At 58.0% G+C, this 19,498-nt stretch carries 18 protein-coding genes; 12 read left to right on the top strand and 6 right to left on the bottom strand.

Annotated features, from left to right (window positions below):
- Positions 1–95: 95 nt before the first annotated feature.
- Positions 96–713: a trimeric intracellular cation channel family protein gene (locus ABLV30_RS24180; RefSeq protein WP_014227255.1), complete on the top strand. Its 618-nt coding sequence runs from the start codon at positions 96–98 to the stop codon at positions 711–713.
- Positions 714–718: 5 nt separating this feature from the next.
- Here the strand turns inward: ABLV30_RS24180 and ligB are convergent, their stop codons facing one another.
- The gene (gene ligB / locus ABLV30_RS24175; protein WP_265801281.1) at positions 719–2,395 is read right to left on the bottom strand and encodes an NAD-dependent DNA ligase LigB; all 1,677 of its coding nucleotides are present in this window, start codon (positions 2,393–2,395) and stop codon (positions 719–721) included.
- Between the two features lie 257 nt (positions 2,396–2,652).
- Between ligB and gmk the strand changes: the two genes are divergently transcribed.
- The 7 genes from gmk (at position 2,653) to fpr (ending at position 10,573) form a co-directional block, all read left to right on the top strand.
- A complete protein-coding gene (gene gmk / locus ABLV30_RS24170) occupies positions 2,653–3,276 on the top strand; it encodes a guanylate kinase (RefSeq protein WP_004126677.1) in 624 nt (207 codons plus the stop codon).
- Positions 3,277–3,330: 54 nt separating this feature from the next.
- Positions 3,331–3,606 (top strand): DNA-directed RNA polymerase subunit omega, encoded by a 276-nt coding sequence (rpoZ, locus tag ABLV30_RS24165; RefSeq protein WP_004106927.1) that lies wholly within the window; start codon positions 3,331–3,333, stop codon positions 3,604–3,606.
- A gap of 18 nt (positions 3,607–3,624) precedes the next feature.
- Positions 3,625–5,745 carry a bifunctional GTP diphosphokinase/guanosine-3',5'-bis pyrophosphate 3'-pyrophosphohydrolase gene (gene spoT / locus ABLV30_RS24160; protein WP_004855514.1) on the top strand — a complete coding sequence of 707 codons (2,121 nt, stop codon included), beginning with the start codon at positions 3,625–3,627 and terminating at the stop codon, positions 5,743–5,745.
- 147 nt (positions 5,746–5,892) lie between these two features.
- Positions 5,893–6,582: a tRNA (guanosine(18)-2'-O)-methyltransferase TrmH gene (gene trmH, locus ABLV30_RS24155; RefSeq protein WP_004855515.1), complete on the top strand. Its 690-nt coding sequence runs from the start codon at positions 5,893–5,895 to the stop codon at positions 6,580–6,582.
- A gap of 2 nt (positions 6,583–6,584) precedes the next feature.
- Positions 6,585–8,666 carry an ATP-dependent DNA helicase RecG gene (gene recG / locus ABLV30_RS24150; protein WP_116280703.1) on the top strand — a complete coding sequence of 694 codons (2,082 nt, stop codon included), beginning with the start codon at positions 6,585–6,587 and terminating at the stop codon, positions 8,664–8,666.
- A gap of 53 nt (positions 8,667–8,719) precedes the next feature.
- A complete protein-coding gene (gene glpX / locus ABLV30_RS24145; RefSeq protein ID WP_014227259.1) occupies positions 8,720–9,730 on the top strand; it encodes a class II fructose-bisphosphatase in 1,011 nt (336 codons plus the stop codon).
- Between the two features lie 96 nt (positions 9,731–9,826).
- On the top strand, positions 9,827–10,573 hold the full coding sequence (gene fpr / locus ABLV30_RS24140) for a ferredoxin--NADP(+) reductase (protein WP_014227260.1): 747 nt from the start codon (positions 9,827–9,829) through the stop codon (positions 10,571–10,573).
- Here the strand turns inward: fpr and ABLV30_RS24135 are convergent, their stop codons facing one another.
- Positions 10,574–11,002 (bottom strand): DUF805 domain-containing protein, encoded by a 429-nt coding sequence (locus ABLV30_RS24135; RefSeq protein WP_004126694.1) that lies wholly within the window; start codon positions 11,000–11,002, stop codon positions 10,574–10,576.
- A gap of 112 nt (positions 11,003–11,114) precedes the next feature.
- Between ABLV30_RS24135 and ABLV30_RS24130 the strand changes: the two genes are divergently transcribed.
- Positions 11,115–11,714, top strand: coding sequence for a DUF1454 family protein (locus tag ABLV30_RS24130; protein WP_004855520.1), 600 nt, complete (start codon positions 11,115–11,117; stop codon positions 11,712–11,714).
- 108 nt (positions 11,715–11,822) lie between these two features.
- Positions 11,823–12,590, top strand: coding sequence for a triose-phosphate isomerase (tpiA, locus tag ABLV30_RS24125; RefSeq protein WP_004855521.1), 768 nt, complete (start codon positions 11,823–11,825; stop codon positions 12,588–12,590).
- Positions 12,591–12,700: 110 nt separating this feature from the next.
- On the opposite strand, the gene ABLV30_RS24120 is transcribed toward tpiA, so the two are convergent.
- The 4 genes from ABLV30_RS24120 to zapB form a co-directional block, all read right to left on the bottom strand.
- Positions 12,701–14,005 carry an SLC13 family permease gene (locus ABLV30_RS24120; protein WP_014227261.1) on the bottom strand — a complete coding sequence of 435 codons (1,305 nt, stop codon included), beginning with the start codon at positions 14,003–14,005 and terminating at the stop codon, positions 12,701–12,703.
- A 73-nt stretch (positions 14,006–14,078) separates the two neighbouring features.
- Positions 14,079–14,834, bottom strand: a complete 756-nt coding sequence (locus ABLV30_RS24115) for a CDP-diacylglycerol diphosphatase (protein WP_009652756.1) — start codon at positions 14,832–14,834, stop codon at positions 14,079–14,081.
- Between the two features lie 197 nt (positions 14,835–15,031).
- The gene (locus ABLV30_RS24110; RefSeq protein WP_004126718.1) at positions 15,032–16,021 is read right to left on the bottom strand and encodes a sulfate ABC transporter substrate-binding protein; all 990 of its coding nucleotides are present in this window, start codon (positions 16,019–16,021) and stop codon (positions 15,032–15,034) included.
- A 151-nt stretch (positions 16,022–16,172) separates the two neighbouring features.
- Entirely contained in the window at positions 16,173–16,418 is a 246-nt protein-coding gene (zapB, locus tag ABLV30_RS24105; protein WP_009652751.1) for a septal ring assembly protein ZapB, read from the bottom strand.
- 442 nt (positions 16,419–16,860) lie between these two features.
- Between zapB and ABLV30_RS24100 the strand changes: the two genes are divergently transcribed.
- Together ABLV30_RS24100 and glpK are read left to right on the top strand one after the other, a co-directional pair.
- Positions 16,861–17,712, top strand: coding sequence for an MIP/aquaporin family protein (locus ABLV30_RS24100; protein ID WP_048262751.1), 852 nt, complete (start codon positions 16,861–16,863; stop codon positions 17,710–17,712).
- 21 nt (positions 17,713–17,733) lie between these two features.
- A complete protein-coding gene (gene glpK / locus ABLV30_RS24095; RefSeq protein ID WP_004126722.1) occupies positions 17,734–19,245 on the top strand; it encodes a glycerol kinase GlpK in 1,512 nt (503 codons plus the stop codon).
- Positions 19,246–19,498 lie beyond the last annotated feature (253 nt).

Raw genomic sequence — 19,498 nt, 5'->3', positions numbered from 1 at the left:
TTAGTTTAATCAGGTTAAATTCATTCACTTTAGAAAATCTCAATCGTGATCTTGCGCACAAATCGTTAACCTTCCGCCATCACCGTGGGGGATTTATGCTGCTTCATATTCTTTATCTGATTGGGATTACGGCGGAAGCCATGACCGGCGCGCTGGCTGCCGGGCGCCGCCGTATGGATACGTTTGGCGTCATTATCATTGCCACCGCGACGGCCCTCGGAGGCGGTTCAGTGCGCGATATTCTGCTCGGCCACTATCCTCTGGGCTGGGTGCAGCACCCCGAGTACGTCATTATTGTCGCCATTGCTGCGGTCCTGACCACGATTGCCGCGCCGGTGATGCCGCATCTGCGCCGCCTGTTTCTGGTGCTTGATGCGCTCGGCCTGATCGTGTTCTCTATTATTGGCGCCCAGATCGCGCTGGATATGGGCCAGGGCCCGGTCATCGCCTCCATTGCCGCCGTCATCACCGGCGTTTTTGGCGGCGTGCTGCGCGATATGTTCTGCAAGCGTATCCCGCTGGTGTTCCAGAAAGAGCTTTACGCCGGAGTGTCATTCGCCGCCGCGATTTTATACATCGCGCTTCAGCATTACGTCAGCAACCACGATGTGGTGGTGATCTCCACCCTGCTGTTCGGCTTTACCGCCCGCATGCTGGCGCTGCGCTGGAAGCTGGGCCTGCCGGTATTTAACTACAACCATAGCGCACATTAATGCTTTCAGAATCCCGGAACGCGTTGCCCGCTTAGCCACTTCGCCAGTGCGGCAACATCCGGGTGATGTAAGAACGTCACCAGCTGCCGCGCTCTTTCCGCCCCGATCCCCGGCAGGCGCCGCCACTGCTCTTCGTTTCGCTCCTGCATCCGTCGCCAGTCATCCTCCTTCAGCCGGGCAAACGCCGTCTTCGGTATAGGGACTCCCATCGCCTGGATCCAGCGCAGAAAAGGCCGTTCGCGCGCAAGATTGAACTGGTGCCACAGCCTCTGCCCGCGCAGCGTCGAGACCCCCGGTATGGCTTGCAGCCGCTCCGGCGTAAACGCCAGCCATGAAAAGAGATGCTCCATGCTGCGCGCGTCATGCAGGGACCGCCATAGCGCTTCTCCCACGCCGTCAATATCGAGAACCGATCGGGATGAGAGCCAGACCAGCCGCGAAAGAAACTGTTCCGCACACTCGGGCGTGGCAAAATAGCAGGTTAAGGCATTGAAACGCGCCGCCGGTGGCTGGGGTTTATTACGCTGAGCCGTGCGCCAGACGACCGAATCGATGCGCGGTATTCCCTGTCCGGCAAGGCTGATTTGCAGCTGGTCGCCAATACCGATATCCAGATTGTACCAGCGGGATACCGAACCGACGCTCACCCGCTGCACGCGCTTATCGTCCAGCATCTGCGGCTCCAGATGCGCCACCACGGCTATTTTACCGCTGCGCCCGATGCTAAAGCTGATACGGCGAACCTCCATGACGCGTGAGGCGGGCGGGTATTTCCAGGCGATAACCCAATCGCCCTGACCCGGAACCCTGAAGCGCCCGGGAGATGCTTTTTCCCGCCGCACCACAACGCCATCGCTGGCAAAAGGCAGCGGTGAAGTGAACCAGCGCTGGCGCCACTGTTCAACCTGCTGCGCATCCGCGACAGGGTGCGAAAAAAGCGCGCTGTAAATAAAGCCGCCCTGCCGCAGCAGCGCCAGCCGCTGTTTCATATCCTGCGGCCCATCGGGCCATGCCCAGATAAAGAGACCCAGTTGATTAAGATCCGCCGCAGCCTGCTGGCGCATCATCATGCCGGCAACTTTTGCCCGCGCGTTCATGCCGCCCATCTGCTTTTGCACGTGCCCCTCGCGGAGCAGGAACAGCTCACCCTGTAGAACGCTATTCGCCAGTACGCCGTCAGAGACTTTAGGCACGGAGGGGATCTGCAAGACCCTGGCCGTCCAGTCTTCCCCGGCCAGGCCATTACCCCGGCTTATCGCCTGGGTCAGACGCCCCTGCCGATACACGAGCGTGACCGCGACGCCATCAACTTTAGGCTGCACCCACAGGCCGGATTGACCGCGCATCCAGCGCGCCACGTCGGCTTGATTTGCCAGTTTACGCACGCCGGTGTGCGCCACCGGATGTCTGGCCTCCCCTTTTAGGGGAGGAGACGCGTCGTGAGCGGGAGCCTCGCCGGTGAAGCAGCGCCGCCAGTACGCCAGCCGCTCCGCAAGCTGGTCATAGACCTCATCGCTTACCGTACTGCTCCCCTGCTGCCAGTAGGCGTTTTTCCATTCCGTTATCTGCTGGCTGAGACGTTCAATCTCCCGATCGGCCCTGGCCTGCGGCCATGCGGGGCAGGCTGCCTGCCCGTCTCCCACCAGCATCCACAGCACCAGCGCCCAGACTCCATTTTGCATCGCGATGCCCTCCTGTTTTCTCGTCACCAATTGTGCCGCAGGCGTATTTTCGTCCGCGAGGAGGGATTTTTAACGCTGCGAGCAGGCATCCAGGTTTTCTGCGTTGTTTCTGCAACGCCCGGAGAAATCAGGGAAACGGCAAGCAAAATGAAAGAAAGAACGCAAAAAGTGTGACAGGAACTGCGTCACGCGGTGCCGCCGTGTATAATAGGCTCGTATGTAAGCTCTATTTCGACCACCACATACAAAAGACACTCATGGCTCAAGGCACGCTTTATATTGTTTCCGCCCCTAGCGGCGCGGGTAAATCCAGCCTGATTCAGGCTTTATTAAAAACCCAACCGTTGTACGACTCTCAGGTTTCTGTTTCGCATACCACGCGCGCTCCGCGCCCGGGTGAAGTGCACGGTGAACACTATTTCTTTGTGAATCACGACGAATTCAGGACGATGATTGGCAGAGACGCTTTTCTTGAACATGCAGAAGTCTTTGGCAACTATTACGGCACCTCTCGCGAAGCTATCGAGCAGGTACTGGCGACCGGCGTCGACGTCTTCCTCGATATCGACTGGCAGGGCGCGCAGCAAATCCGCAACAGAATGCCCGGCGCGCGCAGCATTTTTATCCTGCCGCCGTCAAAAGATGAGCTTGATCGTCGCCTGCGCGGCCGCGGTCAGGACAGCGAAGAGGTTATCGCAAAACGTATGGCGCAGGCAGTTGCAGAAATGAGCCATTACGCGGAGTATGATTACCTGATTGTGAATGATGATTTTGATACCGCGCTGAGCGATCTGAAAATTATTATTCGCGCCGAACGTCTGCGCATGAGCCGCCAAAAGCAGCGACATGGCGCTTTAATCACCAAACTGTTGGCAGACTGAACCCACATTCAGTATCATGCCCAGTCATTTCTTCACCTGTGGAGCATTTTAAGTATGGCACGCGTAACTGTTCAGGACGCTGTAGAGAAAATTGGTAACCGTTTTGACCTGGTACTGGTCGCCGCGCGTCGCGCTCGTCAGATGCAGGTAGGCGGAAAGGATCCGCTGGTACCGGAAGAAAACGATAAAACTACCGTTATCGCACTGCGCGAAATCGAAGAAGGTCTGATCAACAACAAGATCCTCGACGTTCGTGAGCGCCAGGAACAGCAAGAGCAGGAAGCCGCTGAATTACAAGCCGTTACCGCTATTGCTGAAGGTCGTCGTTAATCACACTGCGGGTCGCCCTTGTATCTGTTTGAAAGCCTGAATCAGCTGATTCAAAACTACCTGCCCGAAGAGCAAATTAAACGTCTTCGGCAGGCTTATCTCGTTGCACGTGACGCTCACGAGGGCCAGACACGTTCAAGCGGTGAACCCTATATCACGCACCCGGTAGCGGTAGCCTGTATCCTGGCCGAGATGAAACTCGACCATGAAACGCTAATGGCCGCTCTGCTGCACGACGTGATAGAAGATACCCCCGCCACCTACCAGGACATGGAGCAGCTTTTCGGTAAAAGCGTTGCTGAACTGGTAGAGGGGGTGTCAAAACTTGATAAGCTTAAGTTTCGCGACAAGAAAGAGGCCCAGGCTGAAAACTTTCGCAAAATGATTATGGCGATGGTGCAGGATATCCGCGTCATCCTTATCAAGCTCGCTGACCGCACCCATAACATGCGCACGCTGGGCTCATTGCGCCCGGACAAGCGCCGCCGCATCGCCCGCGAAACGCTGGAAATCTACAGCCCTCTGGCGCACCGTTTAGGTATCCATCACATCAAAACCGAGCTCGAAGAGCTGGGCTTTGAGGCGCTGTATCCTAACCGCTACCGCGTCATTAAAGAGGTGGTTAAAGCGGCGCGCGGCAACCGTAAGGAGATGATTCAAAAGATCCTCTCCGAAATCGAAGGTCGCCTGCAGGAAGCGGGAATTCCCTGTCGCGTTAGCGGTCGCGAAAAGCATTTGTACTCCATCTACTGCAAGATGGTGCTCAAAGAGCAGCGCTTTCACTCGATTATGGATATCTACGCTTTCCGCGTGATTGTCCATGATTCCGACACCTGCTACCGCGTGCTTGGCCAGATGCACAGCCTTTACAAGCCGCGTCCGGGTCGCGTCAAAGACTATATTGCCATTCCAAAGGCGAACGGCTATCAATCTTTGCACACCTCGATGATCGGCCCGCACGGCGTCCCGGTTGAGGTACAAATTCGTACCGAAGACATGGACCAGATGGCGGAAATGGGGGTGGCGGCGCACTGGGCTTATAAAGAGCACGGCGGCGAGAGCAGCACCACGGCGCAAATCCGCGCCCAGCGCTGGATGCAGAGCCTGCTGGAGCTCCAGCAGAGCGCCGGTAGTTCATTTGAATTTATTGAGAGCGTGAAATCCGATCTGTTCCCGGATGAGATTTACGTTTTCACCCCGGAAGGGCGCATTGTCGAACTGCCCGCCGGCGCGACGCCGGTGGATTTCGCCTACGCGGTGCATACCGACATCGGCCATGCCTGCGTCGGCGCCCGCGTCGACCGCCAGCCGTATCCGCTGTCGCAGTCGCTCTCCAGCGGCCAGACGGTGGAAATCATCACCGCGCCGGGCGCACGTCCGAACGCCGCATGGCTGAACTTTGTCGTCAGCTCGAAAGCGCGCGCCAAAATTCGCCAGCTGCTGAAAAACCTTAAGCGCGACGACTCCGTAAGCCTCGGGCGCCGCCTGCTCAATCACGCCCTCGGCGGTAGCCGCAAGCTGGCCGAGATCCCGCCCGAGAACATTCAGCGTGAACTTGAGCGCATGAAGCTGACCACGCTTGACGATCTGCTGGCCGAAATCGGCCTCGGCAACGCCATGAGCGTCGTGGTAGCAAAAAACCTGCAGCAGGGTGAAACCACCGCCGTGCCTGTACAGCCAGCGCCTGTCGGCCATAATCATCTGCCGATTAAAGGCGCGGATGGCGTGCTGATCACCTTCGCCAAATGCTGCCGTCCGATCCCCGGTGACCCGATTATCGCGCACGTCAGCCCGGGCAAAGGCCTGGTTATTCACCATGAGTCCTGTCGTAACATTCGCGGCTATCAGAAAGAGCCGGAGAAATTTATGGCGGTCGAGTGGGACAAAGAGACGGCGCAGGAATTTATCACCGAAATCAAGGTGGATATGTTCAACCATCAGGGTGCCCTGGCGAATCTTACCGCGGCGATCAACACCGCTTCTTCCAATATTCAAAGCCTGAATACGGAAGAGAAAGATGGCCGCGTTTACAGCGCCTTTATTCGCCTTACCGCGCGCGACCGCGTGCATCTGGCGAATATCATGCGCAAAATTCGCGTCATGCCGGATGTAATAAAAGTCACCCGTAACCGAAACTAGCTCTTCCACAAAATCATTCGAATTGCGTCAAGGCGGCAAGCGAATGACAAATCTGCCGGGAGCAGATTTGAACGCTGCTTACAGCGGCCCAGGAATGGGCCGCGTAATCCGCAGCGATTAAAGAGTCATTCGAAGGATGGAAGTATCATGAATTTACAGCGTTATGCGCGTATCTGCGAGATGCTCGCCAGGCGCCAGCCTGACCTGACAGTCTGCATGGAGCAGGTCCATAAGCCTCATAACGTCTCTGCGGTCATTCGTACCGCAGACGCCGTTGGCGTGCATGAAGTGCACGCCATCTGGCCCGGTAGCCGTATGCGTACCATGGCCTCCGCGGCCGCCGGCAGCAATAGCTGGGTACAGGTCAAAACCCACCGTACTATTGGCGAGGCCGTCACCCATTTAAAAGGCCAGGGCATGCAGATCCTGGCGACCCATCTCTCTGATAACGCCGTCGATTTCCGTGAAATCGACTATACCCGTCCCACCTGTATCCTGATGGGGCAGGAGAAAACCGGCATTACGCAGGAAGCGTTAGACCTGGCGGACCAGGACATCATCATTCCGATGATTGGCATGGTGCAGTCGCTGAACGTTTCCGTCGCCTCAGCGCTTATCCTCTACGAAGCCCAGCGCCAGCGGCAGAACGCCGGCATGTACCGGCGCGAGAACAGTATGCTGCCGGAAGAAGACCAGCAGCGCCTGCTGTTTGAAGGCGGCTATCCGGTGCTGGCGAAGGTCGCCAAACGCAAGGGACTTCCCTACCCCCACGTCAACGAGCAGGGCGAAGTCGAAGCCGATGCCGCGTGGTGGGCCACCATGCAGGCGGCGAAGTAATCATGCAGGGCCGTCTGCTGGATGCGGTGCCGCTCAATTCCCTGACGGGCGTTGGCGCGGCCCAGAGCAGTAAGCTGGCAAAAATCGGCCTGCATACGGTACAGGATCTGCTTCTGCACCTGCCGCTACGCTACGAAGACCGCACCCATCTGTATCACATCGGCGAACTGCTGCCCGGCGTTTACGCCACCGTTGAAGGCGAAGTCCTCAACTGCAACATCACTTTCGGCGGCCGCCGGATGATGACCTGCCAGATAAGCGACGGCTCCGGCATCCTCACCATGCGCTTTTTTAACTTCAGCGCGGCGATGAAAAATAGCCTGGCAACCGGGCGCCGCGTGCTGGCCTACGGTGAGGCGAAGCGCGGTAAGCACGGGGCGGAGATGATCCATCCGGAATATCGGGTTCAGGGCGACATGAGTACCCCTGATTTACAGGAAACGCTGACCCCGGTATATCCCACCACTGAAGGCATCAAGCAGGCTACGCTGCGTAAGCTCACCGACCAGGCGCTGGAGCTGCTTGAAACCTGCGCGATCGCCGAGCTACTGCCGCCTGAGCTGGCGCAGGGGATGATGAGCCTGCCGGACGCCTTGCGCACGCTACATCGCCCGCCGCCCACGTTACAGCTTAGCGAGCTGGAAAGCGGCAAACATCCGGCTCAGCGGCGCTTAATCCTGGAAGAGCTGCTGGCGCATAACCTCAGCATGCTGGCGCTGCGGGCAGGCGCCCAGCGCTATCACGCCCTCGCGCTCAGCGCTAACGACACGCTAAAAGATAAGCTGCTGGCCTCCCTCCCCTTTACGCCGACCGGCGCGCAGGCGCGCGTCACGGCTGAAATCGAGCGCGATATGGCGCTGGACGTGCCGATGATGCGTCTGGTGCAGGGGGACGTGGGCTCCGGTAAAACCCTGGTCGCCGCGCTTGCCGCCCTGCGCGCCATCGCCCACGGCAAACAGGTAGCGCTGATGGCGCCGACCGAGCTGCTGGCTGAACAGCACGCCAATAACTTCCGCAGCTGGTTCGAACCGCTGGGCGTTGAGGTGGGCTGGCTGGCTGGCAAACAAAAAGGCAAAGCGCGCCTGGCGCAGCAGGAGGCTATCGCCAGCGGACAGGTACAGATGATTGTCGGCACCCACGCCATCTTTCAGGAGCAGGTCCAGTTTAACGGCCTCGCGTTGGTGATTATCGACGAGCAGCACCGTTTTGGCGTCCATCAGCGGCTGGCGCTGTGGGAGAAAGGGCAACAGCAGGGATTTCACCCGCACCAGCTGATTATGACCGCCACGCCGATTCCGCGCACCCTGGCGATGACCGCGTATGCCGACCTCGACACCTCGGTCATTGATGAACTGCCGCCGGGCCGAACGCCGGTTACGACGGTGGCCATTCCGGATACGCGACGCAGCGATATTATTGACCGCGTACGTCACGCCTGCACTCACGAAGGTCGCCAGGCCTACTGGGTTTGTACGCTGATTGAAGAGTCGGATCTGCTGGAAGCTCAGGCGGCGGAAGCCACCTGGGAAGAGCTGAAGCTCGCCCTGCCGGAGCTGAATATCGGCCTGGTGCACGGGCGTATGAAATCCGCCGAGAAGCAGGCGGTAATGAGCGCGTTCAAGCAGGGCGAGCTGCATTTGCTGGTCGCCACCACGGTGATTGAAGTCGGCGTGGACGTGCCCAACTCCAGCCTGATGATCATCGAAAACCCGGAGCGTCTGGGGCTGGCGCAGCTGCACCAGCTCCGAGGGCGCGTCGGGCGCGGTGCGATAGCCTCCCACTGCGTGCTGCTCTATAAATCGCCGCTGTCAAAAACCGCCCAGAAGCGCCTGCAGGTTCTGCGCGATAGCAATGACGGTTTCGTCATCGCCCAAAAAGACCTGGAAATTCGCGGCCCCGGCGAGCTGCTCGGCACCCGTCAGACCGGCAACGCTGAATTTAAAGTCGCGGACTTATTGCGCGATCAGACCATGATCCCGGAAGTTCAGCGCATCGCCCGCCATATTCACGAACGCTATCCCCAGCAGGCACAGGCGCTGATAGAGCGCTGGATGCCGGAAACCGAACGCTATTCCAACGCGTAGCGCGAACGTCATCTCGCCACGCTGCGCATAATTTTTATTCAGATGAGTGGATTATGAAACGAGAACTGGCCATCGAATTTTCGCGCGTCACCGAAGCTGCCGCGCTGGCAGGCTACAAATGGTTAGGCCGCGGTGATAAAAATACCGCCGACGGCGCCGCCGTCAACGCCATGCGCATTATGCTCAACCTGATCAACATCGACGGCACTATCGTGATTGGCGAAGGCGAAATCGACGAAGCGCCGATGCTGTACATTGGCGAGCGCGTCGGTACCGGCCACGGCGATGCGGTAGATATCGCCGTCGATCCCATTGAAGGCACCCGCATGACGGCGATGGGCCAGGCGAACGCGCTGGCGGTCATGGCGGTAGGCGATAAGGGCTGTTTCCTGAATGCGCCAGATATGTACATGGAAAAGCTGATTGTCGGCCCGGGAGCGAAGGGCACCATCGATCTGAACCTGCCGCTGGCGGAGAACCTGCATAACATCGCCCGCGCGCTGAATAAGCCGCTGAGTGAATTAACGGTCACCATCTTAGCCAAGCCGCGCCATGACGACGTCATTGTTGAGCTGCAAAAGCTGGGCGTGCGCGTGTTCGCCATCCCCGACGGCGACGTTGCCGCCTCTATTCTGACCTGCATGCCGGACAGCGAAGTTGACGTCATGTACGGTATCGGCGGCGCGCCCGAGGGCGTCGTTTCCGCTGCGGTGATCCGCGCGCTGGACGGCGATATGAACGGCCGTCTGCTGGCGCGTCACCACGTGAAGGGCGACAGCGAAGAGAACCGCCGCATCGGCGAAAACGAGCTGGCACGCTGTCAGGCGATGGGCATTGAAGCAGGCAAAGTGCTGCGCCTGGACGATATGGCGCGCAGCGACAACGTGGTTTTCTCGGCAACCGGCATCACCAAGGGCGATCTGCTGGACGGTATCACCCGTAAAGGCAATATGGCCACCACCGAAACCCTGCTGATCCGCGGTAAATCCCGCACCATCCGCCGTATTCAATCGATTCATTATCTCGATCGCAAAGACCCGGATATTCAGCTGCACATCCTGTAAAAACATTTGATCAATAGAGCTTTCCAGCCTTTTCGGGCTGGAAATCTGCTCTCGTCGCGGTGAAGATACGTTAACAGGATTGAGAGGAGAGTCGCTATGGCAAACTGGGTTACGGGCAAAGTGGTAAAAGTACAGAACTGGACTGATGCACTGTTTAGCCTCACCGTTCACGCGCCGGTTGCGCCCTTCACCGCTGGGCAGTTTGCCAAACTGGGGCTGGACGTAGACGGAGAACGCGTGCAGCGCGCCTATTCCTACGTCAACGCCCCCAGCAACCCCGATCTTGAGTTCTATCTGGTGACGGTTCCGGAGGGCAAGCTCAGCCCGCGGCTGGCGGCTCTGAAGCCGGGCGATGAAGTCCAGGTGGTCAGCGAAGCCGCCGGTTTCTTCGTGCTGGAAGAGGTACCGGATTGCGACACCCTATGGATGCTCGCCACCGGCACGGCGATTGGCCCGTACCTGTCAATTCTGGAAGAAGGGAAGGACCTGGATCGCTTTAAAAACCTGGTACTGGTGCACGCCGCGCGCTATGCCGCCGACCTCAGCTATCTGCCGCAGATGCAGGCGCTGGAAGCGCGCTATGCGGGCAAACTGCGCATCCAGTCGGTCGTGAGCCGGGAAACCGCGCCGGGCATGCTCACGGGACGTATCCCGTTCCTGATTGAAACCGGCGCGCTGGAAGAGGCCGTCGGCCTGCCGATGAACGCCGAGAGCAGCCACGTCATGCTGTGCGGTAACCCGCAGATGGTGCGCGACACCCAGCAGCTGCTGAAAGAGACCCGGCAGATGAGCAAGCACCTGCGTCGCCGGCCGGGTCATATGACCGCCGAACACTACTGGTAATCAGGATTCCGCTTTCCAGCGCACGTCCAGCGTCTCTTTACCAAATTTATTCGCGCCCTGGGTACCGACAAACGCGCCCAGGTCGATCAGCATCATGACGATAATCAGCGTCGGTATAAACCGCCCGACGCCCCACTGCCAGACCCCAGGCAGCATCGACCAGTTGCCCGCCAGCAGCATCCACGCCAGAATCATCAGCAGCGCCCAGAGCCCGGATTTACCCCGATCGTGCAGGCGTTTAATGGTCACCGCCGCCGTCGGCCACAGCAGACACACCAGAATAAAAGCCGCCGTCTGTAAATTGAGTAGGTTACTACCGGCCAGCGTGAACAGCGCGCTCATGGTCATTATCCAGATAGCGATCCAGATCCAGAAGTCGCGACGTCCAATCCGCCCTTTAATTGAGAATAGCCACTGCTGTAGGGTCATGTTTTATTCCTTATCATCATCACCGACGTAGTTTACCCTGAAGGCGTGACTTTTTGACAAGCGTGACGGTTCTCGTTTTAATCGTCAGCAGATAAAAAAAGGGAAGATGGGCATGAAGAAGTGGGCAACCTTATGTTTAATTGGGCTGGCGGCATTATCCGTCGGCCAAAAAGCGTTGTCCGCCGAGTCAGACGCCAGCGCTACGGCGCCCTATCTTCTCTCCGGCGCGCCGGCCTTTGATATTTCCATCAGCGAGTTTCGGGAAAAATTCAACAACGATAACCCGAAGCTATCGCTCAATGAATTTCGCGCCGTCGCCGCCAGCAAAGACCAGGCAAACCTGACCCGCGCCGCCACGAAGATCAATGAGAACCTTTACGCGTCGACCGCGCTTGAACGCGGCACGCTCAAAATTAAATCGATGCAGATCACCTGGCTACCGATTCAGGGGCCGCAGCAGAAAGCGGCGAAAGCGAGAGCCCAGGAGTATATGAGCGCCGTGATGCGCGCGTTCGTACCCACGCTCAGCCTGACGCAAAGCCAGCAGAAGCTGCAGAAACTGCTGACCGCCGGAAAAGGCAAACGTTACTTCTCCGAAACGGAAGGTGCTGTGCGCTATGTAGTGGCGGACAACGGCGAAAAGGGGCTGACCTTCGCTGTTGAACCGATTAAGCTGGCGCTATCTGAAACGCTGGAAAACAACAATAAATGACAAAAAGCAAAGCCTTTCCAGTGATGAATCTCTATACTGTTTCACAGACCATGCTGCCCGCGGGGGCGGCTATATTCCTTAATTCGCTTTAAAGCGTGGAGAATAAAAATGCGACATCCTTTAGTGATGGGTAACTGGAAACTGAACGGCAGCCGCCACATGGTAAACGAACTGGTCGCGAACCTGCGTACCGAACTGGCTGGCGTAACCGGGTGTGCAGTTGCCATTGCTCCGCCTGAGATGTACATCGACCTGGCTAAACAAGCCGCTGCGGGCAGCCACATTCACCTGGGCGCGCAGAACGTTGACCTGAACCTGTCCGGCGCGTTCACTGGCGAAACCTCTGCCGAAATGCTGAAAGACATCGGCGCTGAATACATCATCATCGGCCACTCCGAGCGCCGTACCTACCACAAAGAGTCCGACGAGTTTATCGCCAGGAAATTCGCGGTACTGAAAGAGCAGGGTCTGATCCCGGTTCTGTGCATCGGTGAAACCGAAGCGGAAAACGAAGCGGGCAAAACGGAAGAAGTGTGCGCGCGTCAGATCGACGCCGTTCTGAAAACCCAGGGCGCGGCGGCGTTCGAAGGCGCAGTTATCGCTTATGAACCCGTATGGGCGATCGGTACCGGCAAATCCGCTACCCCGGCTCAGGCTCAGGCTGTACACAAATTCATTCGCGACCACATCGCTAAAGCTGATGCGAAAGTGGCTGAACAAGTGATCATCCAGTACGGCGGTTCCGTTAACGCGGGCAACGCAGCAGAGCTGTTCACCCAGCCGGACATCGACGGCGCGCTGGTTGGCGGCGCATCCCTGAAAGCTGACGCTTTCGCGGTGATCGTTAAAGCAGCAGAAGCCGCGAAAAAAGCGTAATTCGCTTTAAAGGCTATCCCCGGTCGCGCTTCGCAACCGGGGCTACTGACCAGAAATCTGCAATATTTGTAGCCCGGCTCAGCACAGCGCAAGCCGGTTTTTTTACCTCGCTACAGTTTCCCCAACGCCTGATACCACAGGTAGTCCAGCGGCAGCAGAATCAAATAGCTTACCGCCGCCAGCGCGATACACAGCAGCATTCCCGCCCGCGCAGGCACTTTCCCTAGCCCCATCGCCACGACAATCGGTGACGCCTGATACGGCAGCAGCGGCGTGGAGTACCCCAGCACCTGAATCATAATCACGCTCAGCAGCGGGAAGCCGGTGGCATCGGAGAAGCTCTGCGCGAAGGTGGTATACAGCGCCGGTACGCCGTTAGCGGTCATGATAAAGTTCAGCGCGCTGGTAATGCCGGTCAATGCGAGAAAGCTGGTGAACGGACTCTCTTTATCCAGCGGCATAATCTGCAGCAGGGCATTCCCCACCACGCCGCCGATACCGGTTTGCGTCACGGTGATAGCCAGCCCCAAAATCCCGGCGACGTAAATACAGGTGCGGATATTCACGCCGCTGGAAAACTCCTCGCCGCTGATAAAACCGACCCGCGGCAGCAGCGTTATCACCGCCGCCGCCAGCCCCGTCCAGGCCGGCCCCACGCCGTGCCAGCTCTCCGTCACCCAGAGCGTCAGCACTACCACCAGCAGCCACGCCAGGCGCTTCTCATCGCGGCTCATCGGCGGCAGCGGCGTCATGTCGCGCGGCGGGTGCGGTTTTCCGGGAAACAGCCAGCATATCAGGGCGATCAGCACAGCCCCTTTGAGCCAGCCGAGCACCGGCGTATGCAGCAGTAAATAGGGAAGATAATTCAAATGGATACCATAAGATCCCTCCGCCGCGCCGCTCATCACCAGATTCGGGACGTTGGCGGGCAGGATGGTGGCAGACAGCTGGAAGGTCCCGAACCCCACTGCCAGTGCCAGGCCAAACCACGGGCGCGTCCCCTCTTCAATGCCGGCACGCCTGGCCATTGCCGCCACAATCGGCATCAGCAGCGCGATACGCCCCATATTGGACGGCATCACAAACGCCAGCGCATAGCTGAGCAGCACCACGCTGCCGACCATCAGCGGCCAGGAGTCGGTCAGCCGCGACGAGAGCGACCGGGCCGCCCTGTCCGCCAGCCCGGTTTTGCGTATCGCGATCCCCAGCACAAATCCGCTGAACACCAGCCAGAACGCCGATGAGGCAAAGCCGCCGAAAATGACCTCCGGCGGCGCGATTTTGGCGATCATCGCTGCGGCAAAAAACAGCAGCGCAGTCATAAACTCCGGCAGTAGCGAAGTCGCCCAGAGGAGAATAGTGATGCCGACGATGATAGAAGGAAGGAACAGAGGGTGGGACAACCAGAGCGACATACCTGTCTCCTGTCGATTTTTTCAGCAAGAATACGACGGACGATAAGACAGGTAAACGCCAGATATGGTGGGGCTATTGCAGGATTGCGCAGCTGTGATCCTGAATCTCTTCCGCCGATGCGCGATTAAGCGTTAGCAGGTTACGCTCGGTGGCCAGCAGCACCAGCGAGCCATCGCTCTGCTTTGCCATCGCCAGCGCAAAACGGCCCATATGTTCACGCGCTTCCGGCACCTCTTCGGCCAGCATCAGGAACGGGCTGCGCTGCGCCAGCTCCGTTTCAGTGACCCGACGCGCCAGATATTCGTGGCCCAGTAGTCCACCGGGCAGCGGCAACCAGCGGCTGCTGATAGCGGGTGCGTCCTTGTCCAGCTGGGTACGGACATCGGGACGCAGGCAGGAGATATGGATATGGAAATGATTTTGCGTGCGTCCGCTGCGCGAGTTGATGGTCAAGGAGACCGCGTCATCCGATACGGCGGAACCACGATGCTGGCTCATGATTTCGCGCCCCTGCCAGGCCTGCCAGAAGAAGTTCGGCGTCAGGGGATTAAGCAGCAGCGGACTTTCGGTGCCGTTAATACGGTAAGTCGGCATCAGCAGATACTGCAGCGGGCCATTGCGGTCTTTAAACAGCACATAGCCGCCCTTGAGGTTCACTTCCGCACAGGGCGCGGGATTCTGGTGCTGCTGTTGATTGGGGACGCACTGTTGCAGAACAATTTTGCGCAACGCATCAGGGTTGCCGGAATGAAGCCAGTAGTAGCCGCCGGCCATCGCCGCCACAACGACCACCAGCAGCGCTAATAAAAGGTATCGTACTCTTCGCATTATTTTTTCCTGTCTCAGCCAGAAACGGAAGAGTAACGCAGTTTGATGACCAAATGAAAACAGGAAGAGGTTCGGTGTGTTTTCCCGGAGGCGGCGCTACCAGACTTCTAAGCCCCGGGTCGCGGCTTACGCCTGTCCGGGCGACAAGAGTTGTATCCCCGCTAAGCGCAGCGCAAGCGGGGATAAGGGGAGGCTATTTAACGCTGGTTGATCTGGTCGAAGGTGCCGCCGTTGGAAAAGTGCTCTTTCTGCGCTTTCGTCCAGCCGCCAAACACGTCATCGATGGTGAACAGCTTCAGTTTCGGGAACTCATTCGCGTATTTTTTCGCTATCTCAGGATCGCGCGGACGATAGAAGTTCTTCGCCGCAATCTCCTGGCCTTCCGGCGAGTAGAGGTACTTCAGATACGCTTCCGCCACCTGGCGAGTGCCCTTCTTGTCGACCACTTTATCCACCACGGAAACCGTCGGCTCGGCGAGAATCGATTCGCTCGGGGTCACGATCTCAAATTTGTCTTTACCCAGTTCGTTGGTCGCCAGCAGGGCTTCGTTTTCCCAGGCAATCAGCACATCGCCGATCCCACGTTCCACGAAGGTGTTGGTCGCGCCACGGGCGCCGGAATCCAGTACTTCGACGTTCTTAAACAGCGCTTTTACGAACTCTTGCGCCTTCGCCTGATCGCCATTGTTCTGGTGCAGGGCATAGCCCCATGCCGCCAGATAGTTCCAGCGCGCGCCGCCGGAGCTTTTCGGGTTCGGGGTAATCACCGACACGCCCGGTTTAATCAGATCGTTCCAGTCGTGAATCTGCTTCGGGTTGCCTTTGCGTACGAGGAACACAATGGTTGAGGTATACGGCGCGGAGTTATCCGGCAGACGCTTCAGCCAGTTTTTGTCGATTCGGCCACGCTCGGCAATCGCATCGACGTCATAGGCCAGCGCAAGGGTCACCACGTCGGCTTCAATGCCGTTGATCACCGAGGTCGCCTGTTTGCCGGAGCCGCCGTGGGACTGACGAATCACCACGTTGTCGCCGGTTTCTTGTTTCCAGTGCGCGCTAAAGGCTTTGTTGTACTGTTCGTACAGCTCGCGCGTTGGATCGTAAGAAACGTTTAATAGTTGAATGTCTTTTGCCAGAACGCTGGCGGATGCCAGCAACAGAGTTAACCCCACGCCCCACTTATTCATCGCACCGCTCTCTTTATGTAGTGTTGTGATGGATTAAGCGTGCCAGAAAGCGGACTGATGATTAAAGAATAAAAAAAGATTGGCTATAACTTGTGAGTATATAGAGCGGGGGAGAGTTTGCCCCCTCCCGAACGGGAGGGGGCGGGAAGCATCAGACTTCTTCCATGCGGCCCAGCAGCGCCTGCAGACGATCCTGCCAGCCCTGCTGCTGTTCTTTCAGCTGACCGTTTTCACGCTCAAGCTCTTCACGGCTGTGCTGCGCGCTCTGTACTTCCTGCGCCAGCGTGTTGTTCTTCTCTTTCAGCTCTTCGATTTCCATCTGTAACAGAGTGATGGTATCAATCGCCTGCTGAACTTTAGATTCTAATTTCTCAAACACTTCTAATGACATCGTCATACCTCTCCTGAACTTGCAAGGCGTTGATAGAAACCGTCCGTTTCGTATACGCGTTGACGCCTTAACGAAAATTAGCGCACTACAGTGGTGATGTAGTCGATTGTATGAAGCCCCGCCTCCCCTGTCCAGCGACAACCCGCGTAGATTGCGGTTTGCAACACTTTTCAGCCTTTACCTGGTCCGTTCGCCGCTTTTACCCGGTACTTTTTCGTAATTGTTAATCAACACGTAAAAAAATGTGCGGTGAAACGCTCCCGCAAAAGGCCGAACACGCGTTTATGGCGCGAAAACGCTCATTTTCTTGACGTGGTACACACATTTGAATTTCGATATTTCTCGTTTTTGTTCGTTAACGATAAATTAACACTATGCCTACATGGCAGCGTGGTCGCCTGCGACCTTCACACATACAATAATCATCACTACGCTTCAGGATTCGATTATGAGCCAAACATCAACACTAAAAGGCCAGTGCATCGCAGAGTTCCTCGGTACCGGGTTGTTGATCTTTTTCGGCGTTGGGTGCGTCGCTGCGCTTAAGGTCGCGGGAGCCAGCTTCGGTCAGTGGGAAATCAGCATCATCTGGGGTCTGGGCGTCGCCATGGCGATTTACCTGACCGCAGGGGTTTCCGGTGCGCACCTTAACCCGGCGGTCACCATCGCGCTGTGGCTGTTCGCCTGCTTTGACGGTCGTAAAGTTGTTCCATTTATCGTTGCGCAATTCGCTGGCGCCTTTTGCGCTGCGGCTTTAGTTTACGGGCTTTATTACAATCTTTTCTTCGATTTCGAACATACCCACAATATGGTGCGCGGTAGCGTCGAAAGTCTCGAGCTGGCAGGCATTTTCTCCACCTATCCGAATCCGCATATCAATTTTGTGCAGGCCTTCGCGGTAGAAATGGTGATTACCGCTATCCTGATGGGCGTCATTCTGGCGCTGACCGACGATGGTAACGGCGTGCCGCGTGGCCCGCTGGCGCCGCTGCTGATTGGTCTGCTGATCGCCGTCATCGGCGCATCCATGGGCCCGCTGACCGGCTTCGCCATGAACCCGGCGCGTGATATCGGACCGAAAGCCTTCGCCTGGCTGGCAGGCTGGGGCAACGTCGCCTTCACCGGCGGCAAAGATATTCCTTATTTCCTGGTGCCGCTGTGTGCGCCAATCGTCGGTGCTGCGCTGGGCGCATTCTGCTACCGCAAGCTGATTGGCCGCCACCTGCCTTGCGACACCTGCGTCGTCGAAGAGAAAGAAGCCGCATCCCACTCTACGACGCAACACAAAGCTTCGCTGTAATCTGACTACGGGACTCATACTATGACCGACAAAAAATATATCGTAGCGCTCGACCAGGGCACCACCAGCTCCCGCGCCGTGGTAATGGATCACGATGCCAATATCGTCAGCGTTTCTCAGCGAGAATTCGAACAAATTTATCCGCGTCCAGGCTGGGTTGAACACGACCCGATGGAGATCTGGGCATCGCAAAGCTCTACGCTGGTCGAAGTGCTGGCAAAAGCCGATATCAGCTCCGATGAAATCGCGGCGATCGGCATCACCAACCAGCGTGAAACCGCCATCGTCTGGGAGCGCGAAACCGGAAAGCCGATTTATAACGCCATCGTCTGGCAGTGCCGCCGTACCGCCGAGATCTGCGAACAGCTCAAGCGCGACGGCATGGAAGAGTACATCCGCAAGGCCACCGGCCTGGTGGTTGACCCCTACTTCTCCGGCACCAAAGTGAAGTGGATCCTCGACCACGTCGAAGGCGCGCGCGAACGCGCTAAACGCGGCGAGCTGCTGTTCGGCACCGTAGACACCTGGCTTATCTGGAAAATGACCCAGGGACGCGTTCACGTAACCGACTACACCAACGCCTCGCGTACCATGCTGTTTAATATCCACGAGCTGGACTGGGACGACAAAATGCTCGACGCGCTGGATATCCCGCGCGCCATGCTGCCGGAAGTGCGCAAATCTTCCGAAGTGTACGGCCAGACCAACATCGGCGGTAAGGGCGGGACGCGTATTCCGATCGCCGGCATCGCGGGCGACCAGCAGGCGGCGCTGTTCGGCCAGCTGTGCGTGAAAGAGGGGATGGCGAAAAACACCTACGGTACCGGCTGCTTTATGCTGATGAATACCGGCGAGAAAGCGGTGACGTCAACGCACGGCCTGCTGACGACTATCGCCTGCGGCCCGCGCGGTGAGGTGAACTATGCGCTGGAAGGCGCGGTGTTTATGGCTGGCGCCTCTATTCAGTGGCTGCGCGATGAGATGAAGCTGATTAGCGACGCGTTCGATTCCGAATATTTCGCCACCAAAGTGAAGGATACCAACGGCGTGTACGTCGTTCCGGCGTTTACCGGCCTCGGCGCCCCGTACTGGGACCCGTATGCCCGCGGCGCGATCTTCGGCCTGACCCGCGGCGTGAACTCCAACCATATTATTCGCGCCACCCTGGAGTCGATTGCCTATCAGACCCGCGACGTGCTGGAAGCGATGCAGGCTGACTCCGGGATCCGTCTGCACGCCCTGCGCGTTGACGGCGGCGCGGTCGCCAACAACTTCCTGATGCAGTTCCAGTCCGATATTCTCGGCACCCGCGTGGAACGCCCGGAAGTCCGCGAAGTCACCGCGCTGGGCGCAGCCTATCTGGCCGGTCTGGCGGTCGGTTTCTGGCAAAACCTGGATGAACTGCAGGAGAAAGCGGTCATCGAACGCGAGTTCCGTCCGGGGATTGAAACCACCGAGCGTAACTATCGCTACAGCGGCTGGAAGAAAGCGGTAAAACGCGCGCTGGCGTGGGAAGAGCACGACGAAGCGTAAGATGGGGTATTCCCGGCTGGCGGCGTAAACGCCTTAGCCGGGCTACCGCCCGCAGACCGCACAACCCCGTAGCCCGGCTAAGCGCAGCGCGAGCCGGGGGGAAACCGCGTCGATGTAATAAATCCCGGAGTATCCCCGGGTTGCGGCGTAAACGCCTTACCCGGGCTACAGCCCGCACCCGTAGCCCGGCTAAGCGCGGCGCGAGCCGGGGGGAAACCGCGTCGATGTATAAATCCCGGGGTATCCCCGGGTT

This window comes from Klebsiella sp. CN_Kp113 (assembly GCF_040064585.1).
GTDB lineage: Bacteria > Pseudomonadota > Gammaproteobacteria > Enterobacterales > Enterobacteriaceae > Klebsiella > Klebsiella michiganensis.
The sequence above is the reverse complement of the archived record's forward strand: the minus strand, read 5'-3'. Positions and strand labels throughout refer to the sequence as shown.